The 19,019-nt window shown below is 32.1% G+C and carries 17 protein-coding genes and 1 pseudogene; 13 read left to right on the top strand and 5 right to left on the bottom strand.

Annotated elements, in window-relative coordinates; genetic code table 11:
* The 13 genes and pseudogenes from H593_RS0114635 to H593_RS0114575 form a co-directional block, all read left to right on the top strand.
* The coding region (locus H593_RS0114635; RefSeq protein WP_051229765.1) for an IS30 family transposase at nt 1-335 on the top strand (335 nt) is incomplete at its 5' end.
* Complete coding sequence (locus H593_RS21035) at nt 332-505, top strand: hypothetical protein (RefSeq protein ID WP_169338374.1); 174 nt, start codon at nt 332-334, stop codon at nt 503-505. The genes H593_RS0114635 and H593_RS21035, both read left to right, overlap by 4 nt.
* A complete protein-coding gene (locus H593_RS0114625; RefSeq protein WP_157588870.1) occupies nt 465-1,319 on the top strand; it encodes a hypothetical protein in 855 nt (284 codons plus the stop codon). Before H593_RS21035 ends, H593_RS0114625 begins: the two co-directional genes overlap by 41 nt.
* A 12-nt stretch (nt 1,320-1,331) precedes the next feature.
* Nucleotides 1,332-1,694 carry a hypothetical protein gene (locus tag H593_RS0114620; RefSeq protein WP_028873121.1) on the top strand — a complete coding sequence of 121 codons (363 nt, stop codon included), beginning with the start codon at nt 1,332-1,334 and terminating at the stop codon, nt 1,692-1,694.
* Nucleotides 1,695-2,027: 333 nt separating this feature from the next.
* Nucleotides 2,028-2,258, top strand: a complete 231-nt coding sequence (locus H593_RS20175) for an ATP-grasp domain-containing protein (RefSeq protein ID WP_028873120.1) — start codon at nt 2,028-2,030, stop codon at nt 2,256-2,258.
* Nucleotides 2,248-2,418: a hypothetical protein gene (locus H593_RS21030; protein WP_169338373.1), complete on the top strand. Its 171-nt coding sequence runs from the start codon at nt 2,248-2,250 to the stop codon at nt 2,416-2,418. Before H593_RS20175 ends, H593_RS21030 begins: the two co-directional genes overlap by 11 nt.
* Before the next feature lies 1 nt (nt 2,419).
* A complete protein-coding gene (gwsS, locus tag H593_RS0114605) occupies nt 2,420-3,511 on the top strand; it encodes a grasp-with-spasm system SPASM domain peptide maturase (RefSeq protein ID WP_028873119.1) in 1,092 nt (363 codons plus the stop codon).
* Nucleotides 3,504-5,697: pseudogene (locus tag H593_RS19375) on the top strand (peptidase domain-containing ABC transporter). Before gwsS ends, H593_RS19375 begins: the two are co-directional and overlap by 8 nt.
* 188 nt (nt 5,698-5,885) lie before the next feature.
* Complete coding sequence (locus H593_RS0114595; protein ID WP_028873118.1) at nt 5,886-7,193, top strand: HlyD family secretion protein; 1,308 nt, start codon at nt 5,886-5,888, stop codon at nt 7,191-7,193.
* Nucleotides 7,194-7,312: 119 nt separating this feature from the next.
* On the top strand, nt 7,313-8,359 hold the full coding sequence (locus H593_RS0114590) for an AI-2E family transporter (protein WP_028873117.1): 1,047 nt from the start codon (nt 7,313-7,315) through the stop codon (nt 8,357-8,359).
* 255 nt (nt 8,360-8,614) lie between these two features.
* Nucleotides 8,615-9,532 (top strand): aminotransferase class IV, encoded by a 918-nt coding sequence (locus H593_RS0114585; protein ID WP_028873116.1) that lies wholly within the window; start codon nt 8,615-8,617, stop codon nt 9,530-9,532.
* A complete protein-coding gene (locus tag H593_RS0114580; RefSeq protein WP_028873115.1) occupies nt 9,525-10,253 on the top strand; it encodes a sulfotransferase-like domain-containing protein in 729 nt (242 codons plus the stop codon). Before H593_RS0114585 ends, H593_RS0114580 begins: the two co-directional genes overlap by 8 nt.
* Nucleotides 10,254-10,498: 245 nt before the next feature.
* A complete protein-coding gene (locus tag H593_RS0114575; RefSeq protein ID WP_037052531.1) occupies nt 10,499-11,683 on the top strand; it encodes a hypothetical protein in 1,185 nt (394 codons plus the stop codon).
* Between the two features lie 107 nt (nt 11,684-11,790).
* On the opposite strand, the gene H593_RS0114570 is transcribed toward H593_RS0114575, so the two are convergent.
* The 5 genes from H593_RS0114570 to thrS form a co-directional block, all read right to left on the bottom strand.
* Nucleotides 11,791-15,060, bottom strand: coding sequence for an amidohydrolase family protein (locus tag H593_RS0114570; protein ID WP_028873113.1), 3,270 nt, complete (start codon nt 15,058-15,060; stop codon nt 11,791-11,793).
* 165 nt (nt 15,061-15,225) lie between these two features.
* On the bottom strand, nt 15,226-15,570 hold the full coding sequence (gene rplT, locus H593_RS0114565; RefSeq protein ID WP_028873112.1) for a 50S ribosomal protein L20: 345 nt from the start codon (nt 15,568-15,570) through the stop codon (nt 15,226-15,228).
* A 104-nt stretch (nt 15,571-15,674) separates the two neighbouring features.
* A complete protein-coding gene (gene rpmI, locus H593_RS0114560; protein WP_028873111.1) occupies nt 15,675-15,872 on the bottom strand; it encodes a 50S ribosomal protein L35 in 198 nt (65 codons plus the stop codon).
* A 65-nt stretch (nt 15,873-15,937) separates the two neighbouring features.
* Nucleotides 15,938-16,483, bottom strand: coding sequence for a translation initiation factor IF-3 (gene infC / locus H593_RS0114555; RefSeq protein ID WP_084142342.1), 546 nt, complete (start codon nt 16,481-16,483; stop codon nt 15,938-15,940).
* 35 nt (nt 16,484-16,518) lie between these two features.
* Nucleotides 16,519-18,462: a threonine--tRNA ligase gene (gene thrS / locus H593_RS0114550; RefSeq protein WP_028873109.1), complete on the bottom strand. Its 1,944-nt coding sequence runs from the start codon at nt 18,460-18,462 to the stop codon at nt 16,519-16,521.
* Nucleotides 18,463-19,019: the final 557 nt, after the last annotated feature.

The raw sequence follows: 19,019 nt of genomic DNA, 5'->3' as shown, positions 1-19,019 counted from the left end.
AAATGAATGAACGGCTTACAAATTTTGACTCATCTTGGATTAAGACAATAACATTTGACAATGGAAAGGAGTTTGCTCGGCATGGTGAAATAGCAAAAGACGTGAATGCAAAAACATACTTCACAAGACCATACACCTCTCAAGATAAGGGAACTGTCGAAAACAGAATAGGTGTAATAAGAAGATTTTTTCCAAAGAAAACAGACCTTAGAGAAGTCTCAGCTAAGAGAATAAAAGAAGTAGAAAAATTACTAAATTACAGACCAATTAGAAAGTTTAATTATAATAACCCTATTGAAGTCCTAAATAATAAGTGTGTTGCACTTATAACTTGAACTTAGATATAGATATTCTTATCAATAATAAACTTGTTACAGATATTGAAAAAGAAAAAGCTGCTTCTAACGAGATAAATTATTATACTTACACAGAAAAAGCCGAAAATTATATTTTAAGAAGACAATATGGGAAGGCTAAAAAAACATATCTTGCTTTTAGCAAATGAGTATAAGTATATCTATGCAAGAGATATTCATAACGCAATAAGATCTGCTATTTTAGCAAGAGATTTTGAAAACGCTTTTTTTTGGGGAGAAAAATTAGCTACTAAAGGTATAGACCTTTCTTACTTTAAGTCAAAGATATTTAGCAAATTGAGAAAAAATGCGAATTGGAAAAACTTTAGCGCAAAATTCAATTCGATTTATCAAGAAACACAAAGTAATAAGAACAATAATCTTAAAGAGCAAATAGAGCAACTGGTTGAAGAAGATCAAGCAGATTATGGTTTAGAGAATAGAAAAAACCCAAAAATTTTATATGAAACAACATTAAAAATTACTGATAAACTAGTAGATCTATTAAGAAAAGAAGGTTTTCCTTCTGAAGAAAAAATAGGTGCATATATTAAGAATGACACTACTTTAATAGTTTCGCCAGATTATAATGTATTAATAAGGCATGCTTTACAACAGAAACCTGAAAATTTAAAAACACTTAACGATTTACTTGATAAGAGTATTGAAGCTGTTGAATATGATAATAAAAGAAGCCCAAATAATATATTTCTACACAATTCTTGTTTTCATATTTATAAAGGCAATTTATATAATTCAAAATCGTGTGGAGCCAATGATTTAATGGTTCAAAAAATGGTATTTATGTTTAAGAATCCAAATAATTTTATAATATACAATGATAATTATGTGGTAACTGAATATAATAAAGAGAACCCTGAAGAGTATGATAAATATTATAACGAAAACTATAATTTTATTATGAAAATTACTGATAATTGGGAATTTTACATGGATTTATAATTGACTTTAAAAATGATTTTAATCTATAGTAAAGATGTTGATGATTTTGTTAATGATGTTATAAATTGCTTGGACGAAGAATTTGTTCGATTTAGTGAATCTGATAAAATCAATATTAATGAAATGGAATTTAGTAATATAAATAGTTCCTATTCTATTAAAACTGATTTTATTAAAAATACTGATCTTGAAAGCGTTAAAAGTATTTGGTTCAATGGTGGAGGTGTTACTTCTTATGGTGATGAATACGAAGATAGATGCTATGAAATTCTAACTGATTCTTATTTATTACAAAAAAAAACCTATAAGTTAGGTAAAAGAATTGCTGATTTTGAGACTAACCGTCTTGATGTAATGCTTGAAGCAAAAAGGTAGGGTTTAAAAATACCACATACTTTAATTACTGGTAGCAAATCTAAACTAGTACCCTACTTTAATAAATATGAAAGTAAAAAAGGTATTATTTCTAAAAGAATATTAGATAGTTATTTATATCAGGATGAGGGTTTTATTTATAATTTTAATCTCACATTTTTAATAACAGCACAAATTCTCAATAAACTTCCTGATAATTTTTCTATTTCACTGTTTCAAGAGAGAGTTATTGCAGATTTTGAAGTTAGAGTAATTTATATTAGAGGACACTTTTATTCTGCTTCAATCCATAATTTTGACAATAACATTGATTATAGAACAAAACTAACAGATATGAAGAACTTAAGAATAGTTCCTTTTAAGTTACCATTAAAAATTAAAGAAAAGCTCGAAAAAGTATTTAAAAAATTTAATTTAAATTATGGATCAGCTGATTTAATGTATGTCGATAACGAATATTATTTTTTAGAAATTAATCCTACTGGACAAATTAGTTTCATAAATAATATATGTAATTATTACCTGGAAGAATTGTTAGTTAAAATTTTAAAAAATGAAATTTAATAAAAACCCTGTAAATGTTTTTAATGGTCTAAAGACAAAGACCAATAATGAGAAATCACTTAAAATTAAGTCAAAAAGTAATCTTGCAGCGATTCAGGCTTATCAAAATTCAAAAAATATAACCAAAGCATTTGTCAAACCTATTTCAAAAATCATATAATTTGGAAACATTAAAACCTATACTTTTTTCAGATTGTATACCTGTTAAGGGAGTAAATAGAAGTATTATTTGTGATACTCAAAATAATAAATATTATTTTATTCCTAATGGTCTTTATGATATTTTGAAAACTTATTACGGAGAGACTATAGATTTTGTAAAAAAAGAATTTAATAATGAATATGATGAAATCATAGATGAGTATTTTGTTTTTTTGAGTTCAAAAAAACTAATCTTTTTCAATTCAAGCCCTGATCTTTTTCCGAAAATTAACTTAAAATGGAATTCTCCATCTTTAGTAACGAATATGATTATTGATTATGATGATATACAGCACGATTTTGAAGATATTATTCAACAATTAGAAGATTTAAAATGCTCTTATATTCAGTTACGTTTTTTTAAAAAAACTAATCTTAATTTTATTTCTAACCTTATTCAAATAGTTAATGATAAAAAAGCTAGGGTTATTTCAATAGATTTTATTCTACCCTATGATGATTCATTTTCTAAAAAGGAATTGGATGAATTACTTAATGAAAACCCAAGAATACACGCCATTATTATATTTAATGCACCAAAAGAGAAAAGTTATGACGCTATCTGGAAAAAAATGGGTTATTTAATGTTCGTTAAGAAAAATATTATTAATGAAAAACACTGTGGCATCTTAAATACAGAGTATTTTTATTCAAACATTAAATTATTTAGTGAATCTCAACAACATAATACATGCTTAAATCGTAAAATATCTATTGATAAAAATGGTAACATAAAAAATTGTCCATCTATGCCTCAAAGTTTTGGTAACGTAAAAGAAACTACATTACTTGAAGCTTTAGAGCATAAAGATTTTAAAAAATATTGGAATATTACTAAAGATCAAATTGATGTTTGTAAAGACTGTGAATTTAGACATATTTGTACTGATTGCAGAGCATATAAGGAAAACTCAGAAGATGATTACTCGAAACCCTTAAAATGTGGGTATAGTCCATACACTAACGAATGGAAAGAGTGGAGCACAAACCCATTAAAGCAAAAAGCAATAGAGTATTATGGTATGCAAGATTTAGTAAAGCGGGATGACTAAAAAATTTCCTTTTTATGAGCAAGTTGATACTAAAGATTGCGGTCCAACCTGTTTAAAAATAATTGCAAAGCATTATAAGAAAACAATTTCTATACAACAGCTTCGTACTGCTAGTGAAACTACACGTTCTGGGACTAGTTTGCTTGGTTTAAGCGAAGCGTCAGAGAAAATAGGATTAAGGAGTTTAGGTGTTAAAGTGTCTTTGTTGCGTTTGTTAGAAGTTCCGGTGCCATGTATTTTACATTGGAATGAAAACCATTTTGCAGTATTATATAAGGTGAAGAAAGACATCTTTTTTATTTCCGATCCAGCACATGGCTTACTTAAATATAATAAAGACGAGTTTCTTAAACATTGGATAGGTAATAATGCAACTGAAAAAACAGAAGAGGGTATTGCTTTGCTTTTAGAGCCTACAGCAAAGTTTTATGATTTAGATTTTAGTAAAGACAAAGCAAAATTTGGTTTTAAATTCTTATCCAAATATGTGTTTAAGTATAAGAGGTTTTTATGGCAATTAGTAATTGGTTTAATAGCTGCTAGTTTGCTCCAACTTATATTTCCTTTCCTTACCCAAAGTATTGTAGATGTTGGTATTAAAAACCAAGACATTCATTTTATTTACTTAATCTTAATTGCTCAATTATCATTATTTATTGGTAGAACTGCCATTGAGGTGATTAGAAGCTGGATATTATTACACTTAAGCACGCGTATTAATATCTCTTTAGTGTCAGACTTCTTTATTAAGTTAATGAATTTACCAATTGCCTTTTTTGACACGCGTATGACAGGTGATATCTTGCAACGTATCAATGACCATAAGCGTATTGAGCGTATTTTAACAACCTCGTCATTGAGTGTTTTGTTCTCAATGGTCAATTTGATAGTGTTTAGTTTTGTATTGGCTTATTATAATTTAATGCTGTTTGGGATTTTTTTAATAGGTAGTCTCTTTTACTTTTTATGGATTATTATATTTTTAAAAAAACGTAGAGATTTAGATTACAAACGTTTTTCACAAGTTAGCCAAGAACAAAGTAAAGTCATTGAACTTATAAATGGGATGCAAGAAATTAAATTGCATAATGCTGAGAAACAAAAACGATGGTCATGGGAGTTTTTGCAAGCTAGATTATTTAAAATTTCAATTGAGGGTTTAGCCTTAGAGCAATATCAAAGCGTAGGTTCTGGATTTATAAATGAGACCAAAAACATTTTTATAACGGTTTTATCAGCAAAACTTGTAATTGATGGAGATATTACTTTGGGTATGATGTTGGCTATTAGTTATATCGTTGGTCAATTAAACGCACCAATTGCACAACTTATTAATTTTATTAGAGAAGTTCAAGATGCTAAAATTTCATTAGAACGACTCTCTGAAATTCACAATAAAGATGATGAAGAACAACAAGGTGATGAAAAAATTACAGATTTACCTTTAGATGCAAACATTGCATTGTCTAAAGTGTCATTTAGATATATTGGTTCAGATCAATTAGTACTTAAAGATTTAGATTTAGAAATTCCTTCAAATAAAGTCACTGCTATTGTTGGCGTAAGTGGAAGCGGTAAAACCACATTAATGAAATTACTTCTAAAATTTTATGAGCCAAATAGTGGTCATATCAAAATGGGAAATTACGATTTACAAAATATCTCTCAAAAAACATGGAGAAGTCAATGTGGCGTAGTCATGCAAGAAGGTTATATTTTTAGTGATACCATAGCTAATAATATTGCTGTAGGAGAAGATTATGTCGATAAAACAAAATTGGCGCATGCAGTAGATGTTGCCAATATTAAAGAGTTTATAGAAAGCTTACCATTATCGTATAATACAAAAATAGGGATGGAAGGTGTTGGCATTAGCACAGGACAAAAACAACGATTATTAATAGCAAGAGCAGTTTATAAAAATCCAAATTTTTTATTTTTTGATGAAGCAACATCTGCTTTAGATGCCAATAATGAAAAGGTTATTATGGAAAAACTCAATACGTTTTTTGAAAATAAAACGGTTGTGGTTATTGCTCACAGATTAAGTACTGTAAAAAAATGCTCATCAAATCGTGGTATTGGATAAAGGCAAAATAGTAGAAGTTGGTAATCATGAGGCTTTGGTTAATAAAAAAGGGGATTATTATAATTTGGTTAAGAATCAATTGGAGTTGGGGAAATAGTAAGTAGTTATAAGGAGCGTTTTGTCATTCAGTAAGAGGGGACGAGTGAAGAATCTCATTTTTTTAATTTTTAAGATTCTTCGCTTTGCTCTGAATGACAAAAGAAAGTTTTACTAATAAAGCGAAAAAAAAGCGCTAATAATAAATTAATAATTTAGAACTAAAGACCTGACAGGTTTTACAAAAAGATGTCACAAATCAAAAACAAACATATAAACGAAATAGAATTAAGAAGCGAAGAAGTACAAGAAATACTCACCAAAGTGCCATATTGGATGATCCGTTGGGGAAATGTATTGTTTCTATCATTGATTTTAATGTTGTTGTTCGTGTCTTGGTTTGTTAAATATCCAGATATTATTCCTTCGGAAGCATTAATTACTACACAAATACCACCTCAAAAAGAATACGCTAAAATGACAGGAAGGCTAAATGCCATTTTAGTAACAGATAATCAAGAAGTGAAAAATAATGAACCGCTAGCGATTATTGAAAATACTGCAAACTATAAAGATGTGTATTCTTTAAAATCTATAATAGATACCATGCAAATAAGCAGTAGTAAACCGTTTTATTTCCCGTTAGATAGTTTGCCAATTTTATTTCTAGGTGATATAGAATCTCAATTTGCATTGTTTGAGAATAGTTACATACAATACAAATTAAACAAAGATTTAGAACCATTTTCTAATGAAGCCCTAGCAAACACCTATTCTATTTCAGAATTACACAGACGTTTGAAAAACTTAAAATCGCAACGCGATATAAATGCTATAGAATTAGATTATAATTTAAAAGATTTAAATAGACAAAAATCACTTTTTGATAAAGGCGTAATTTCTGCTCAAGTTTATGAAAATAAGCAATTAGAATATGCACAAGCAGAGCGTAGCTTTAAAAATTTTGATGCCTCCATTTCTCAAATAAGAGAAGGGATTAGTAATGCTAATAAAACCTCAAAAGGTACTGAGATTAATCGCGTTAAAGAAGAAATGATTTTGCTTAAAAGTGTGATTCAATCTTTTAACCAATTAAAAAAGTCGATTAAAGATTGGGAGAACTTATATGTTCTAAAATCAAACATAAAAGGAAACGTCTCTTTTCTTAATTATTATAATACGAACCAAACCGTTAATCAAGGCGATTTGGTATTTACAATTATACCAAGTGAAAATTCTACATTTATAGCCAAATTAAAAACACCAGCTCAAAACTCTGGTAAAATAGAAATAGGTCAAAACGTAAATATCAAAATAGAAAACTATCCAGATACAGAATATGGCGTTTTAAAAGGAACGGTTAGTAATATATCTATAATACCCAATGAAGATGGTCTCTATTTAGTAGATGTAAAACTGCCAAAAAAATTAATCACTACTTATAATAAAGACATTGAGTTTAAACAAGAAATGCGAGGCACAGCAGAAATCATAACAGAAGATTTAAGATTGATTGAGCGCTTTTTCTACCAATTTAAGACGATTTTGGAACGCTAATCCTATTTCCGAAGAAAAACACTTTATCATAATTTTACCCCAAAAGTCTAATTAAAAATACTAATTAGAACATTTTCCCCTAAATTTGCTCTTGCTATTAAGAAAACAACCAGCGCCTCATGTTAGAAGAAAGACGTACAACTAATATCCTACTTTTATTTATTGTAGTTCCCGTGGTATTTTATTTGCTCCATATTTTATCGTTTATATTCATTCCGTTGATTTCATCAATGTTCATTGCCTTATTGTTTTTACCATTAATGCGATGGTTGAGTAGACGAAATGTACCCAGATTAGTGAGTATCATTATAGTAATCGCTTTAATTGTTGGTGGTGTAATGATAGGAGTTGAGCTTGTGCAGCTCTCAAGTAAGCAAATACTATCAAATGATACAGGCTTTTTTGCTAAAGCAGAGGTTAAATTAAATGATCTTATCCTATATATGCAAGATCGATTTGGTGTAGATTATAATCAAGGAGGTAATTTCTTATCACAGTTTTTAGCTAAAGACAACATAGGCTCTACCTTTGATTTCGTTAGAAAGTTTCTTACCAATATTTTAATGATCGTGTTTTTTACTATTCTTTGGTTGTCTGAGTCTATCAACATGCACAAGGTTTTAAACAATACTATTTTAAAACGAAAGCATACCTCTGTAAAAGCATTTATAAAAATTGAAAGAGATTTAATCACCTTCATCAAAGTTAAATTTTTAGTGAGTTTACTTACTGGAATATTTACAGGATTAGCTTGTGTTTTCTTTGATGTGAGTTTTCCTATATTTTGGGGATTATTTGCCTTCTTAATTAACTTTGTACAAATGGTAGGATCGTTTATATCTGTTATTTTATTATCTATTTTTGCTTTCGTAGAGTTAGATCCTACCAGTACTTTATTCTTTTTTATAGTGTCTATAACTGGAGTTCAAGTCTTGTTTGGTGCTATATTAGAACCTGTCTTTATGGGTAAATCATTTTCGATTAATGTCATAGCAGTATTAATTATGCTTATGCTTTGGGGTTTTATTTGGGGGATTCCAGGTTTAATTATGGCCATTCCTATTACAGTGTTCATCAAAATTATTTTAGAGCAATTCCCAGCAACCAAAGTTATTGCTTCCTTACTTTCTGGACCAGAACGAAGTATTAAACCACGCCGTAAATAGATTTATTTCAATTTACAGTTTACAGTATACAGTCTAAAATGTTCAGTGTTTGGTTTAGTATCTAAGCTTAAATTTAAAACAAAAATCAAAATCCAGCTCCTCCCTTCTTTGCGAAGGGAGGACAAATTCAACGAAGCTGAATTAGGAGGGTTTTTATACAATGAGTAAAGATACTGTGACTGAAAACTTCTTTAATTAATTTAACCTTTCTCACAAAAGAATTATCTTTCTAGAATCATATCAAAAATTGAAAACATGGTCCATGGAACGCACAATGCTGTCGCAGATGACAGAAACAAAGACATTAAAATTTATATTAACGGAGACTATTTCCGAAGAGAAGATGCTAAAATCTCAGTATTTGATAGTGGATATCTTGTAGGAGATGGGATTTGGGAAGCGCTGCGTTTACATAAAGGTGTATTAGTTTTTCTCGATGATCATTTAGATCGCCTTTGGACATCTGCAGCAACTGTTGGGATGACATTCCCGTTTTCTAAAGAAGAACTAACAGCTATCGCTTGGGAAGTTCTTAATGAGAATAAGATGACAGATCATGTGCATGTCCGAATTATGATTACACGAGGAATCAAAAAAACTCCATCTCAAGATCCTAGACTTACAATTTCTGGACCTAATATTGTTATTATTCCTGAATATAAAAAAGCTTCAGAAGACAGTAAAGAAAAAGGAATTACCCTTTTCACATCTACCATAAGACGAGGGTCGCCAGATTATCTCGATCCTAGACTAAATTGCCATAGTAAATTACACGAAGTTCAAGCACTTATTCAGGCTATTGAAGCAGGAGCAGATGAGGCTTTGATGCTAGATGTCAACGGATTTGTATCTACCTGTAACGCCACTAATTTTTTTATTATTAAAAATGGAGAGGTCTGGACGTCAACTGGACAATACTGTATGAACGGCATCACCAGAGCCAAAGTTATTGAGGCTTGCAGTCGCAATGGTATTATTTGTCATCAAAAAGATTTTTCTCTATTTGATGTTTATGGTGCAGATGAAGCATTTGTTACTGGAACGTTTGGAGGCTTAACACCTGTGATCAAGATTGATGGACGTGAAATTGGAACTAAATCTTATGGCGATATGACTAAAAATTTAAGTTATCTGTACAATGAATTAATCAATGAGGCTGTTACAAATGGTTAAAGATATAAAACGAATATCGGTTTGGTCTGGACCTAGAAACATATCAACGGCCTTAATGTATAGTTTTGCTCAGCGTAAGGATACCAAAGTATTTGATGAGCCTCTATATGCTTTTTATCTTAAAAATTCTAATGCTAAAGCGTATCACCCAGGAGCTCAAAACATTTTAGAAACCATGGAAAATGATGGTCAAAAAGTCGTGGACATGATGATTAATTCTTCGGAAAGTGACGTGCTTTTCTACAAGAATATGACTCATCATTTGTTAGACTTAAATCGGTCCTTTATGAAAAATCTAACTAACGTGATTTTGACTAGAAATCCAATAGACATGTTACCGTCTTTTGACAAGGTTATTCAAAATCCAACTCTTGATGATGTTGGTTATAAATTACATACGGAGTTGATTGAAGGATTTAGAAAAAACGATATTGATTTTGTTGTTCTCGATTCTAAGAACGTATTATTAAATCCAGAGGGTGTATTGAAGCAATTGTGTGACCATATCGGAATTCCATTTGATGAAAACATGCTTAAATGGGAACCATCCCAGCGACTAGAAGATGGGGTTTGGTCGAAATACTGGTACGATAATGTGCATAAATCTTCTGGTTTTTCAGAATACAAACCTAAAATAGTTCCATTTCCGAAGCATTTAGAATCATTACTGAATGAATGTTTGCCTCATTATAAGGAACTTCGGAAATTGGCATTGATATAAAAACTCGGTTTTGAGTTAAAAAACATTTAAAACTATATTAAACTGGTGAGCTTCGGAATAATTTTTGATTATATTTCAAGTATGAAACGTACATTTTAAGAGCCTTGCCACCCGAGTCAATGATTAAAGGCAAGCAGTATGTCACCGTTTAAAACAATACGTATAACCATATGAAAAAGATAGTTTCCCTAATTATATTTTTATTTGTAATCACGCATTCTTACGCGTCTTACATATTAATCCCCATGGATTCTGAAGGTCAGGATAATCATTTAAAAGCATATGGTGTTACATATTGGACACTTGAAAAACAATTAAAAGTCAAATGGCTTTTAAATTATAAAGGGGGTTCCTTTTTATTACCAGATTCTGAAGAACTTCAACGAGAATGTCAAATTAGAGGCGTAACCTTTGAAGTCATATCAAATTCTAAAGCAGGAGAGATTTTAGAAATGATTGCCAGTCCGTCACAAAATATGGAAGCAGTCGTTTTAGAAAAAGCACCAAAAATAGCTGTTTATTCGCCAAAAGGTTTACAGCCATGGGATGATGCAGTGACTATGGTGTTAACGTATGCCGAAATTCCTTATGAGACTATTTATGATGAAGAAGTGCTAAATGACGCGTTATTGTTATACGATTGGTTGCATTTACATCATGAAGATTTTACAGGACAATACGGTAAGTTTTATAGAGCGTATAGATCTGCATCTTGGTATATAAGAGAAAAAAAGGAAGCCGAGGAATTAGCGACGATCTTAGGTTATTCTAAAGTTTCCGAAGAAAAATTAGCAGTCGCCAAAAAAATTAGAGAATATGTTATTGGAGGCGGATTTATGTTTGCCATGTGCAGCGCAACAGATAGTTTTGATATAGCACTCTCTGCAGATGGTGTTGATATTTGTGAACCTATGTTTGATGGAGACGGGAGTGATGCTGGCTATCAAAACAAAATTGATTACTCCAAGACATTCGCTTTTAAAGACTTTTTATTGGAGACGAGTCCCAATGTTTATGAATTTTCGTCTATAGATATGACTAGAAAGCGCAGAATCTCAAAGACTACAGATTATTTTACACTTATGGAGTTCTCAGCGAAATGGGATCCCATCCCGTCAATGCTCTGTCAAAACCATACAGCTTTAGTAAAAGGTTTTATGGGACAAACAACGTCTTTTACTCGAGAAGAAATTAAGTCTAATGTTTTGGTAATGGGAGAGAACAAAACAAATGGCGAAGCAAAATATATTCACGGAATTAAAGGGAAAGGCTTTTTTACATTTTATGGAGGTCATGATCCAGAAGATTACACCCATAAAGTTGGTGATCCAAAAACTGAGTTAGATCTGCATCCAACATCTCCAGGTTATAGATTGATCTTGAATAATGTGTTGTTTCCAGCTGCTAAAAAGAAGAAACAGAAGACCTAGTATTTCATATTAGAGTTATAGATTGAGTGGCTTTTTAATATAAATAAAATTGCACCTCGTTTTGACGATAAAAAAACCAATTCAGGAATGAATCGGTTTTTGAAGTATTAATGAGAACCGACACTACAACCACAAGCGCTTCTCGTAAAACTCTGAGTCTCTTCATGCCAAGGAAAAGCTTGGTTATATTTAGAATTTTCCCAGTAGAATTTTGTGTGTTGTTTTGGTTCATTTCCAATTTCGTTCATTGTTTCTGTATCATATAGCCTACCATTAATCATGGTGTAAATAATGCTTTCAGAATGTCGAATATCCTCTAAAGGGTTTTTATCCATGACGATTAAATCGGCCAGTTTTCCTTTTTTAAGAGAGCCAATATCACTAGCAGCTCCAATATAATCGGCTCCATTTATAGTAGCAGCTTGTAATGCTTCGTGATTGCTCATTCCGCCTTGTTGAAGCATCCATAATTCCCAATGTGCACCAAGACCTTGAAGCTGTCCATGAGCACCAAGATTAACTTTTACTCCAGCATCAGTTAACGCTTTACATGTTTTAGAAACTAGAATGTGTCCATTCTCATATTCTTCATCAGGAATCATAATGCGATGTCTTGAACGTGCATCTATAATTCCTCGAGGTATATACTTTAATAGTTTTTCGTTTTCCCATACATTGGTATTTTGATACCAATACATCTCACCATTCATTCCTCCATAATTCACAATAAGTGTTGGCGTATAACCTACATTACTACTTCCCCAAAGCTCTAAGACATCTTTGTAAACTGGAGCCACAGGAATATTATGCTCAACTCCAGTGTGTCCATCCATAATCATTGTCATATTATGATAAAATGTTGATCCGCCTTCTGGAACAACAAAGATGCCTTCTTCACGTGCTGCTTGCAATACCTGCTGTCTTTGCTCGCGTCGTGGCTGATTATAACTTTTAACAGATAAGGCTCCAAAAGCTTTTGTTCTTCTAATTGAAGAACGCGCATCTTCAAGATTATTTATGATTGCTTTAAAATCACCATCGGCTCCATATAGTATAAAACCAGTAGAGTAGAGACGTGGACCAACGAGTGTACCGTTTTTTTGTAATTCGGAAAGCGCAAAAACTGTTTCAGAATTTGCTGAAGGATCATGAGCAGTTGTGACACCATAAGCTAGGTTTGCATAGAATTGCCAATGCTTTTGAGTCGTTAAACCAGCTCGAAATCCGCCAATATGTGCATGAGCATCAACCATTCCAGGCATAATTGTCTTTCCTGTGACATCATACACTTTTGCCTCTGATGGAATTGAAACATCAGAACTCTTACCAAGAGCTTCTATTCTATTGTTGTTGATAACAATCGTTCCGTTTTCAATGACTTCATTGCCTTCCATGGTGATGATTCTGGCACCTATAAATGCGATTTTTCCTTGAGGTTTATCTGTTGTTACTTCTAAGTTTATTTTGGTTCCAGACTCTACAAGCTTTATATCTTCGGAAACTTCAGTTGAATAATACATGTTTCCTAATGACCAATGTATGGTCTTACTATCTTTTGACCAATGTAAATTAATACCAGCATCTTTAGAAAGTTGCGTAATAGGAACAAATTTAGTTTTGTCTGTTAAATCTAAAGTTTGCCCAGCTTTAGGCATTGGAGCCATAAATACTTTATGTAAATGGACAAAAGCGATCCAATTTTCATCTGGACTTGGAACGAGACGATTACCGTGTTTAGACTTTATAAGGATACGTTCGTCAAAACCATTAAGGTCTATACTCTTCAATTCTTTGGTCAATGCACCAAAAAATTGACCACCTTTCTGGTAGATGATTCTAGTGTCATCATTATTAAATAGTGCATAATCTCCTTCTTTTGATATCCGTTTTGGATTAGATCCATCAGCATTCATTAGATATAATCCGGTTTTCTTATCGAAAGTTCGTCCTTGTTCATTGTTTCCGTCTTCTTTTCGATATACAATATGGTTACCGTTATGTGAGTATGACGGATTTCTATAGATGCCTTTTTCCGAAGATAATTGTATTGGAGTTCCTCCGTTTGTAGGAACCGAATATATTGCCCCTAAACTGTTGTCATTCCATGTAACATAAGTAATTGTATTACCGTCAGGAGAGAAGGTCGGTTCAAATTCAAAATCCGTTCCAGTCGTTAATCGTTTTGCTGTTCCGTTTGGTAACTTCTGGGTATATAAATAACCAAGGGCATTAAATGCTATGTGTTTTCCGTTGGGAGAAGTTATTGTGTGTCTAATCACTTTTGCATCAAAAGTATCTGGAGCTACAGGAGTATCAAACTCAATTGCTTTAGCGATTTTGATTGTTGCATTGACTTGAAATGGAATATCAGAAACCTCAAGTGAGCTAATATTTATAGTATTTATTTTTCCACCAGACCAAATTACAATGTCTTCGTTATTAGGCATCCAATTGTAGTTTGTGTAAACACCAAAAATGGCCCAAGCTTCTTGTTGATCTTTATTAAGTTGATCATAGATTGGCCATTCTTCACCAGTTTCTAAATCATGAATATATAGCACAGATTTTGTACGAACACGTTTTACAAATGCGAGCTTCTTTCCATCTCTAGAAATTTGAGGACGAGCAGCACCACCAGGACCTCCGGTAACCCTTATGGTTTTTCCTGTTTCCATGTCATAACGATTAATCACATAAATTTGACTGTTCGGATCTTTATTATACTGAAATGCTCCTCCTGGGTATACGTCCTCACTATAATAAAGATATTTGCCATCAGGGGACAAAGTTGGTTCATTGACATCTTGTTGGTCGTTTTTCTTTTTGGTTAACTGTATACCACTTCCACCAGTTTTATGATACATCCATAGCTCACCAGCACCAAGAGAGCGACCAGAAGTGAAATGCTTTCTGGCAATCAAATAATTCCCATCTGGTGTCCAAATAGCATTGTTTAATAGTCTAAATTTTTCTTTAGTGATTTGTTTGGCGTCAGACCCATCAGTATTCATAATCCAAATATTGTCACCTCCGCCAGCATCACTTGTAAAAGAAATATAATTACCATCTGGACTAAAACGAGGTTGAATTTCAAATGGGAGTCCCTCGCGTAGAACGGTCGCTTTTCCACCATGAATATCTAGTTTGTAAAGGTCTCCTAATAAATCAAAAACGATAAATTCACCGTCAGGACTTACATCTAGATTCATCCATGTGCCTTCGTTAGTGGATAGCTCTAGTTCTTTGAAGCCCCAATTACCTTCAGGATTGGATACATCCCAAAGCTTTTTCTCCTCTTCTTTTTTTTTGTCTTCTTGACTAAATATACTTAGAGAAAATAGAAGAATGAGTATTGTAATGAGTTGAATGCGTTTCATTTGATTAGTTTTAATTGAAATGTAAGTTACTTAAAAAATTGAAAGTGCGCTGCAAATCTACTTTATAAAAATGCTCCTTAACTTGAAAAGTTAAAGCACAAAAAAACCGATTCATTTCTGAATCGGTTTTCTAAGCGAATTGTTATTATTATTTAGGCCAACGCCTTATTTGATTTTGTTTACCACTGCTTCAAAAGCTTCTGGGTTATTCATTGCTAAATCTGCAAGAACTTTACGGTTCAATTCGATATTATTAGCTTTAAGTTTCCCCATAAATCTTGAATAGCTCATTCCATGTTGTCTAGCTCCCGCGTTAATACGCATGATCCACAATGAACGGAAATTTCTCTTTTTTACTCTACGGTCTCTATACGAATATTGCATCGCTTTGTCAACCGCGTTTTTTGCTACTGTCCAAACGTTTTTACGTCTTCCAAAGTAACCTTTTGCTTGCTTAAGAACCTTTTTTCTTCTGGCTCTTTTTGCTACTGAATTTACTGATCTTGGCATTTTTTTAATTGTGTTTTTGTAGTAGGCGGTCTATAATGACACTTGCTAAATTTTTTTGCCTAACTCCAGGGTTTATAAATTTGTTTTAACCGATTAAAACAAGATTACTTTAAACGTAACATTGTTTTAATATTGTTCTCATCTGCTTTATGTACTAAACCATCATGAGTTAATCTAAGCTTACGCTTTTTTGACTTCTTTGTTAAGATGTGACTCTTAAAAGCATGCTTTCTTTTAATTTTACCAGTACCTGTAAGCTTAAAACGCTTTTTAGCACTAGATTTTGTTTTCATTTTAGGCATTGTTTCCTATTTTATTTTACGATTCGCTTATTATCTTCAATACTGTTCCGAAGCGTCGGTTCAGTTTATTTTACTTTTTTTGGTGCGATGAACATAGTCATACGCTTACCTTCTAATCTTGGCATTTGTTCGACCTTACCTAATTCTTCAAGATCTTGAGCTAATCTTAATAATAAGATTTGACCTTGTTCCTTAAATATGATTGATCGTCCTTTAAAAAATACAAATGCTTTTAATTTTGCGCCGTCTTTTAAAAACTTCTCAGCATGTTTCTTTTTAAACTCGTAATCATGGTCATCTGTTTGAGGTCCAAAACGAATTTCTTTGATCGTTACCTTAGTTGCTTTAGATTTTAGAGCTTTATCACGTTTCTTTTGTTCATAAAGAAACTTCTTATAGTCCATAACCTTGCATACAGGAGGATCAGCTTTCGGTGAAATTTCAACAAGATCTAAACCTTGCTCATCTGCAATGGCTAATGCATCTTTAGTTACATAAATACCAACTTCAATATTATCACCTACAAGTCTTATCTTTTCGGCTCTAATTTTAGAGTTAATTTTGTGTTGATCTTCCTTTACTACTCTCTTAGAGTTGTGTCTTCTACGTATTGCTATGGCTTATATATTTAAGTTAAACTAATTTTTTATTTAAACGTTTTTAACGTCTTATTGACTTCGTTTGTAACGATTTCTGAAAACTTTTCTACACTAATCATACCTAAGTCTTCTCCACCATGTTTTCTCACAGAAATCATGTTTTCATTCTCCTCATTCTCTCCAATAATAATCATGAACGGTATTTTTTTCATTTCCGCTTCACGGATTTTCTTACCTATGGTTTCGTTTCTATTATCTTCAAGGGCGCGAATTTCGTGTTTTTCTAGCAATTTTAAAACTTTTTCGGAGTATTTTTCATATTTCTCACTTAATGTTAATACAATTGCTTGCTCAGGCACTAACCATAAAGGGAAATTACCACCTGTATGTTCTAATAAAATGGCGATGAAACGTTCCATACTTCCAAAAGGTGCACGGTGTATCATTACTGGTCTATGTAGCTCATTATCACTTCCTTTATAATTGAGATCAAAACGTTCAGGTAAGTTATAGTCGACTTGAATTGTACCAAGTTGCCAATTCCTACCTAAGGCATCTTTCACCATGAAGTCTAATTTTGGACCGTAAAAAGCAGCTTCTCCAGTTTCAACCACATAATCTAAACCTTTATCAATTGCAGCATTTAGTATGGCATCTTCTGCTTTTTTCCAATTTTCGTCGCTACCTATGTATTTTTCAGGAGTCTTTGGATCTCTTAAAGAAACTTGAGCTTTAAAATTTTCAAAGCCTAAGGAACCAAATACATAAAGAACTAAATCAATAACATCTTTAAATTCTTTATCTAATTGATCTGGAGTACAGAATATGTGAGCATCATCCTGAGTAAAACCTCTTACTCTTGTCAATCCATGTAATTCTCCACTTTGTTCATACCTATATACGGTACCAAATTCGGCATAACGTTTCGGTAATTCTTTATATGAAAAAGGCTTTGCGTTATATATCTCGCAGTGATGCGGACAATTCATTGGTTTTAATAAGAATTCTTCACCTTCATTAGGAGTATGTATGGGTTGAAAACTATCTGCGCCATATTTTTCAAAATGTCCAGATGTTATGTAAAGTTCTTTTTGTGCGATATGTGGAGTGATTACCATTTCATACCCAGCTTTTTTCTGAGCTGCTTTCAAAAAGTTTTCTAGACGTTCTCTTAGAGCAGCACCTTTAGGTAGCCATAACGGAAGGCCTTGCCCTACTTTTTGAGAAAATGTGAATAATTCTAATTCCTTGCCTAGTTTTCTATGATCGCGTTTTTTTGCCTCTTCTAAAAGGTGTAAATACTCGGTGAGTTCTTTTTGCTTCGGAAATGAGATACCATATATTCTAGTTAGCTGTTTGTTGTTTTCATCACCTCTCCAATACGCACCAGCAACAGACATGATTTTTACAGCCTTGATGATTCCCGTATTTGGGATGTGTCCACCGCGACATAAATCGGTAAACGTGGAATGATCACAGAATGTAATAGTACCATCCTCAAGATTTTCAATCAATTCAACTTTATAGTCATTGTTCTGAGATTTATATAATGACAAAGCGTCATCCTTGCTAACAGAGCGTAATGTAAAATCATGCTTGCCTCTAGCAATTTCAATCATTTTATTCTCAATGGTCTTAAAGTCCTTTTCTGAAACTGAATGATCTCCAAAATCTACGTCATAATAAAACCCGTTTTCTATTGCTGGCCCTATAGATAATTTAATACCTGGATATAATTCCTCAAGTGCCTGAGCTAAAACATGAGAAGACGAATGCCAGAATGCTTTTTTTCCTTCCTCGTTTGTCCAGGTGTAAAGTACCAATGAGCCATCCTTATATAAATGAGTGGAAGTTTCAATTGTTTCATCGTTGAAATTTGCTGAAATAACATTTCTAGCGAATCCTTCACTTATACTTTTAGCAACTTCCATAGGAGTTGTTCCTTCTTCAAAAGTTTTAATGGTACCGTCCGGTAAAGTAATATCTATCATAATAAGAGACCTGAAAATTTAGAGGGTAAAGATAGTATCTTAAATAATTACATACAATATATGTAACACATAATCGCATGTGTAAATAGGTCAATAATGAATTATGTATTAATTATTAAATTAATAACGGTGTAAACTCCTCATTTATAGAGCGTGCATGGTGCTTAAAAAAGCACTTCGTAAAAAATCTTAAAAAAGGTTAGTTTAGAATAGAATAAGTATTGTATATTTGCATCCGCTAAGCGCATTATGTTTGGCGCTGTTCTTATAGAAAATGTATTGTTTTTAGGTTTTAGAAAGTTTTTAAAAATAAAATCAAATAGTGTTGTAAGAATTAAAAAAGGGTTTATATTTGCACCCGCTAAGGTAATAAAATGCTTTTGCAAAGAAACAAAAAGTTCATTAACATATTGAATTGACAGCGTAAGTATGTTGTTGGAAACGACAATTTACAAACAAAAGAATAGACCATTTTGAGTACTGAAATTAAACAATTTCGATTAGTTGTTAAAATATAGTCGAAAGACTTAAAATTTAACGATGAAGAGTTTGATCCT

The sequence above is a fragment of the Psychroserpens burtonensis DSM 12212 genome (assembly GCF_000425305.1).
GTDB classification, from domain to species: Bacteria; Bacteroidota; Bacteroidia; order Flavobacteriales; family Flavobacteriaceae; genus Psychroserpens; species Psychroserpens burtonensis.
This window is presented reverse-complemented; position numbering and strand designations above follow the sequence as displayed.

Coding starts and splice junctions, on each gene's coding strand:
- H593_RS0114625 (WP_157588870.1), top strand. CDS start 465: ATGGGAAGGCTAAAAAAACATATCTTGCTTTTAGCAAATGAGTATAAG.
- H593_RS0114620 (WP_028873121.1), top strand. CDS start 1,332: ATGATTTTAATCTATAGTAAAGATGTTGATGATTTTGTTAATGATGTT.
- H593_RS20175 (WP_028873120.1), top strand. CDS start 2,028: ATGAAGAACTTAAGAATAGTTCCTTTTAAGTTACCATTAAAAATTAAA.
- H593_RS21030 (WP_169338373.1), top strand. CDS start 2,248: ATGAAATTTAATAAAAACCCTGTAAATGTTTTTAATGGTCTAAAGACA.
- H593_RS0114595 (WP_028873118.1), top strand. CDS start 5,886: ATGTCACAAATCAAAAACAAACATATAAACGAAATAGAATTAAGAAGC.
- H593_RS0114590 (WP_028873117.1), top strand. CDS start 7,313: ATGTTAGAAGAAAGACGTACAACTAATATCCTACTTTTATTTATTGTA.
- H593_RS0114585 (WP_028873116.1), top strand. CDS start 8,615: ATGGTCCATGGAACGCACAATGCTGTCGCAGATGACAGAAACAAAGAC.
- H593_RS0114580 (WP_028873115.1), top strand. CDS start 9,525: ATGGTTAAAGATATAAAACGAATATCGGTTTGGTCTGGACCTAGAAAC.
- H593_RS0114575 (WP_037052531.1), top strand. CDS start 10,499: ATGGATTCTGAAGGTCAGGATAATCATTTAAAAGCATATGGTGTTACA.
- H593_RS0114570 (WP_028873113.1), bottom strand. CDS start 15,060: ATGAAACGCATTCAACTCATTACAATACTCATTCTTCTATTTTCTCTA.
- rplT (WP_028873112.1), bottom strand. CDS start 15,570: ATGCCAAGATCAGTAAATTCAGTAGCAAAAAGAGCCAGAAGAAAAAAG.
- rpmI (WP_028873111.1), bottom strand. CDS start 15,872: ATGCCTAAAATGAAAACAAAATCTAGTGCTAAAAAGCGTTTTAAGCTT.
- thrS (WP_028873109.1), bottom strand. CDS start 18,462: ATGATAGATATTACTTTACCGGACGGTACCATTAAAACTTTTGAAGAA.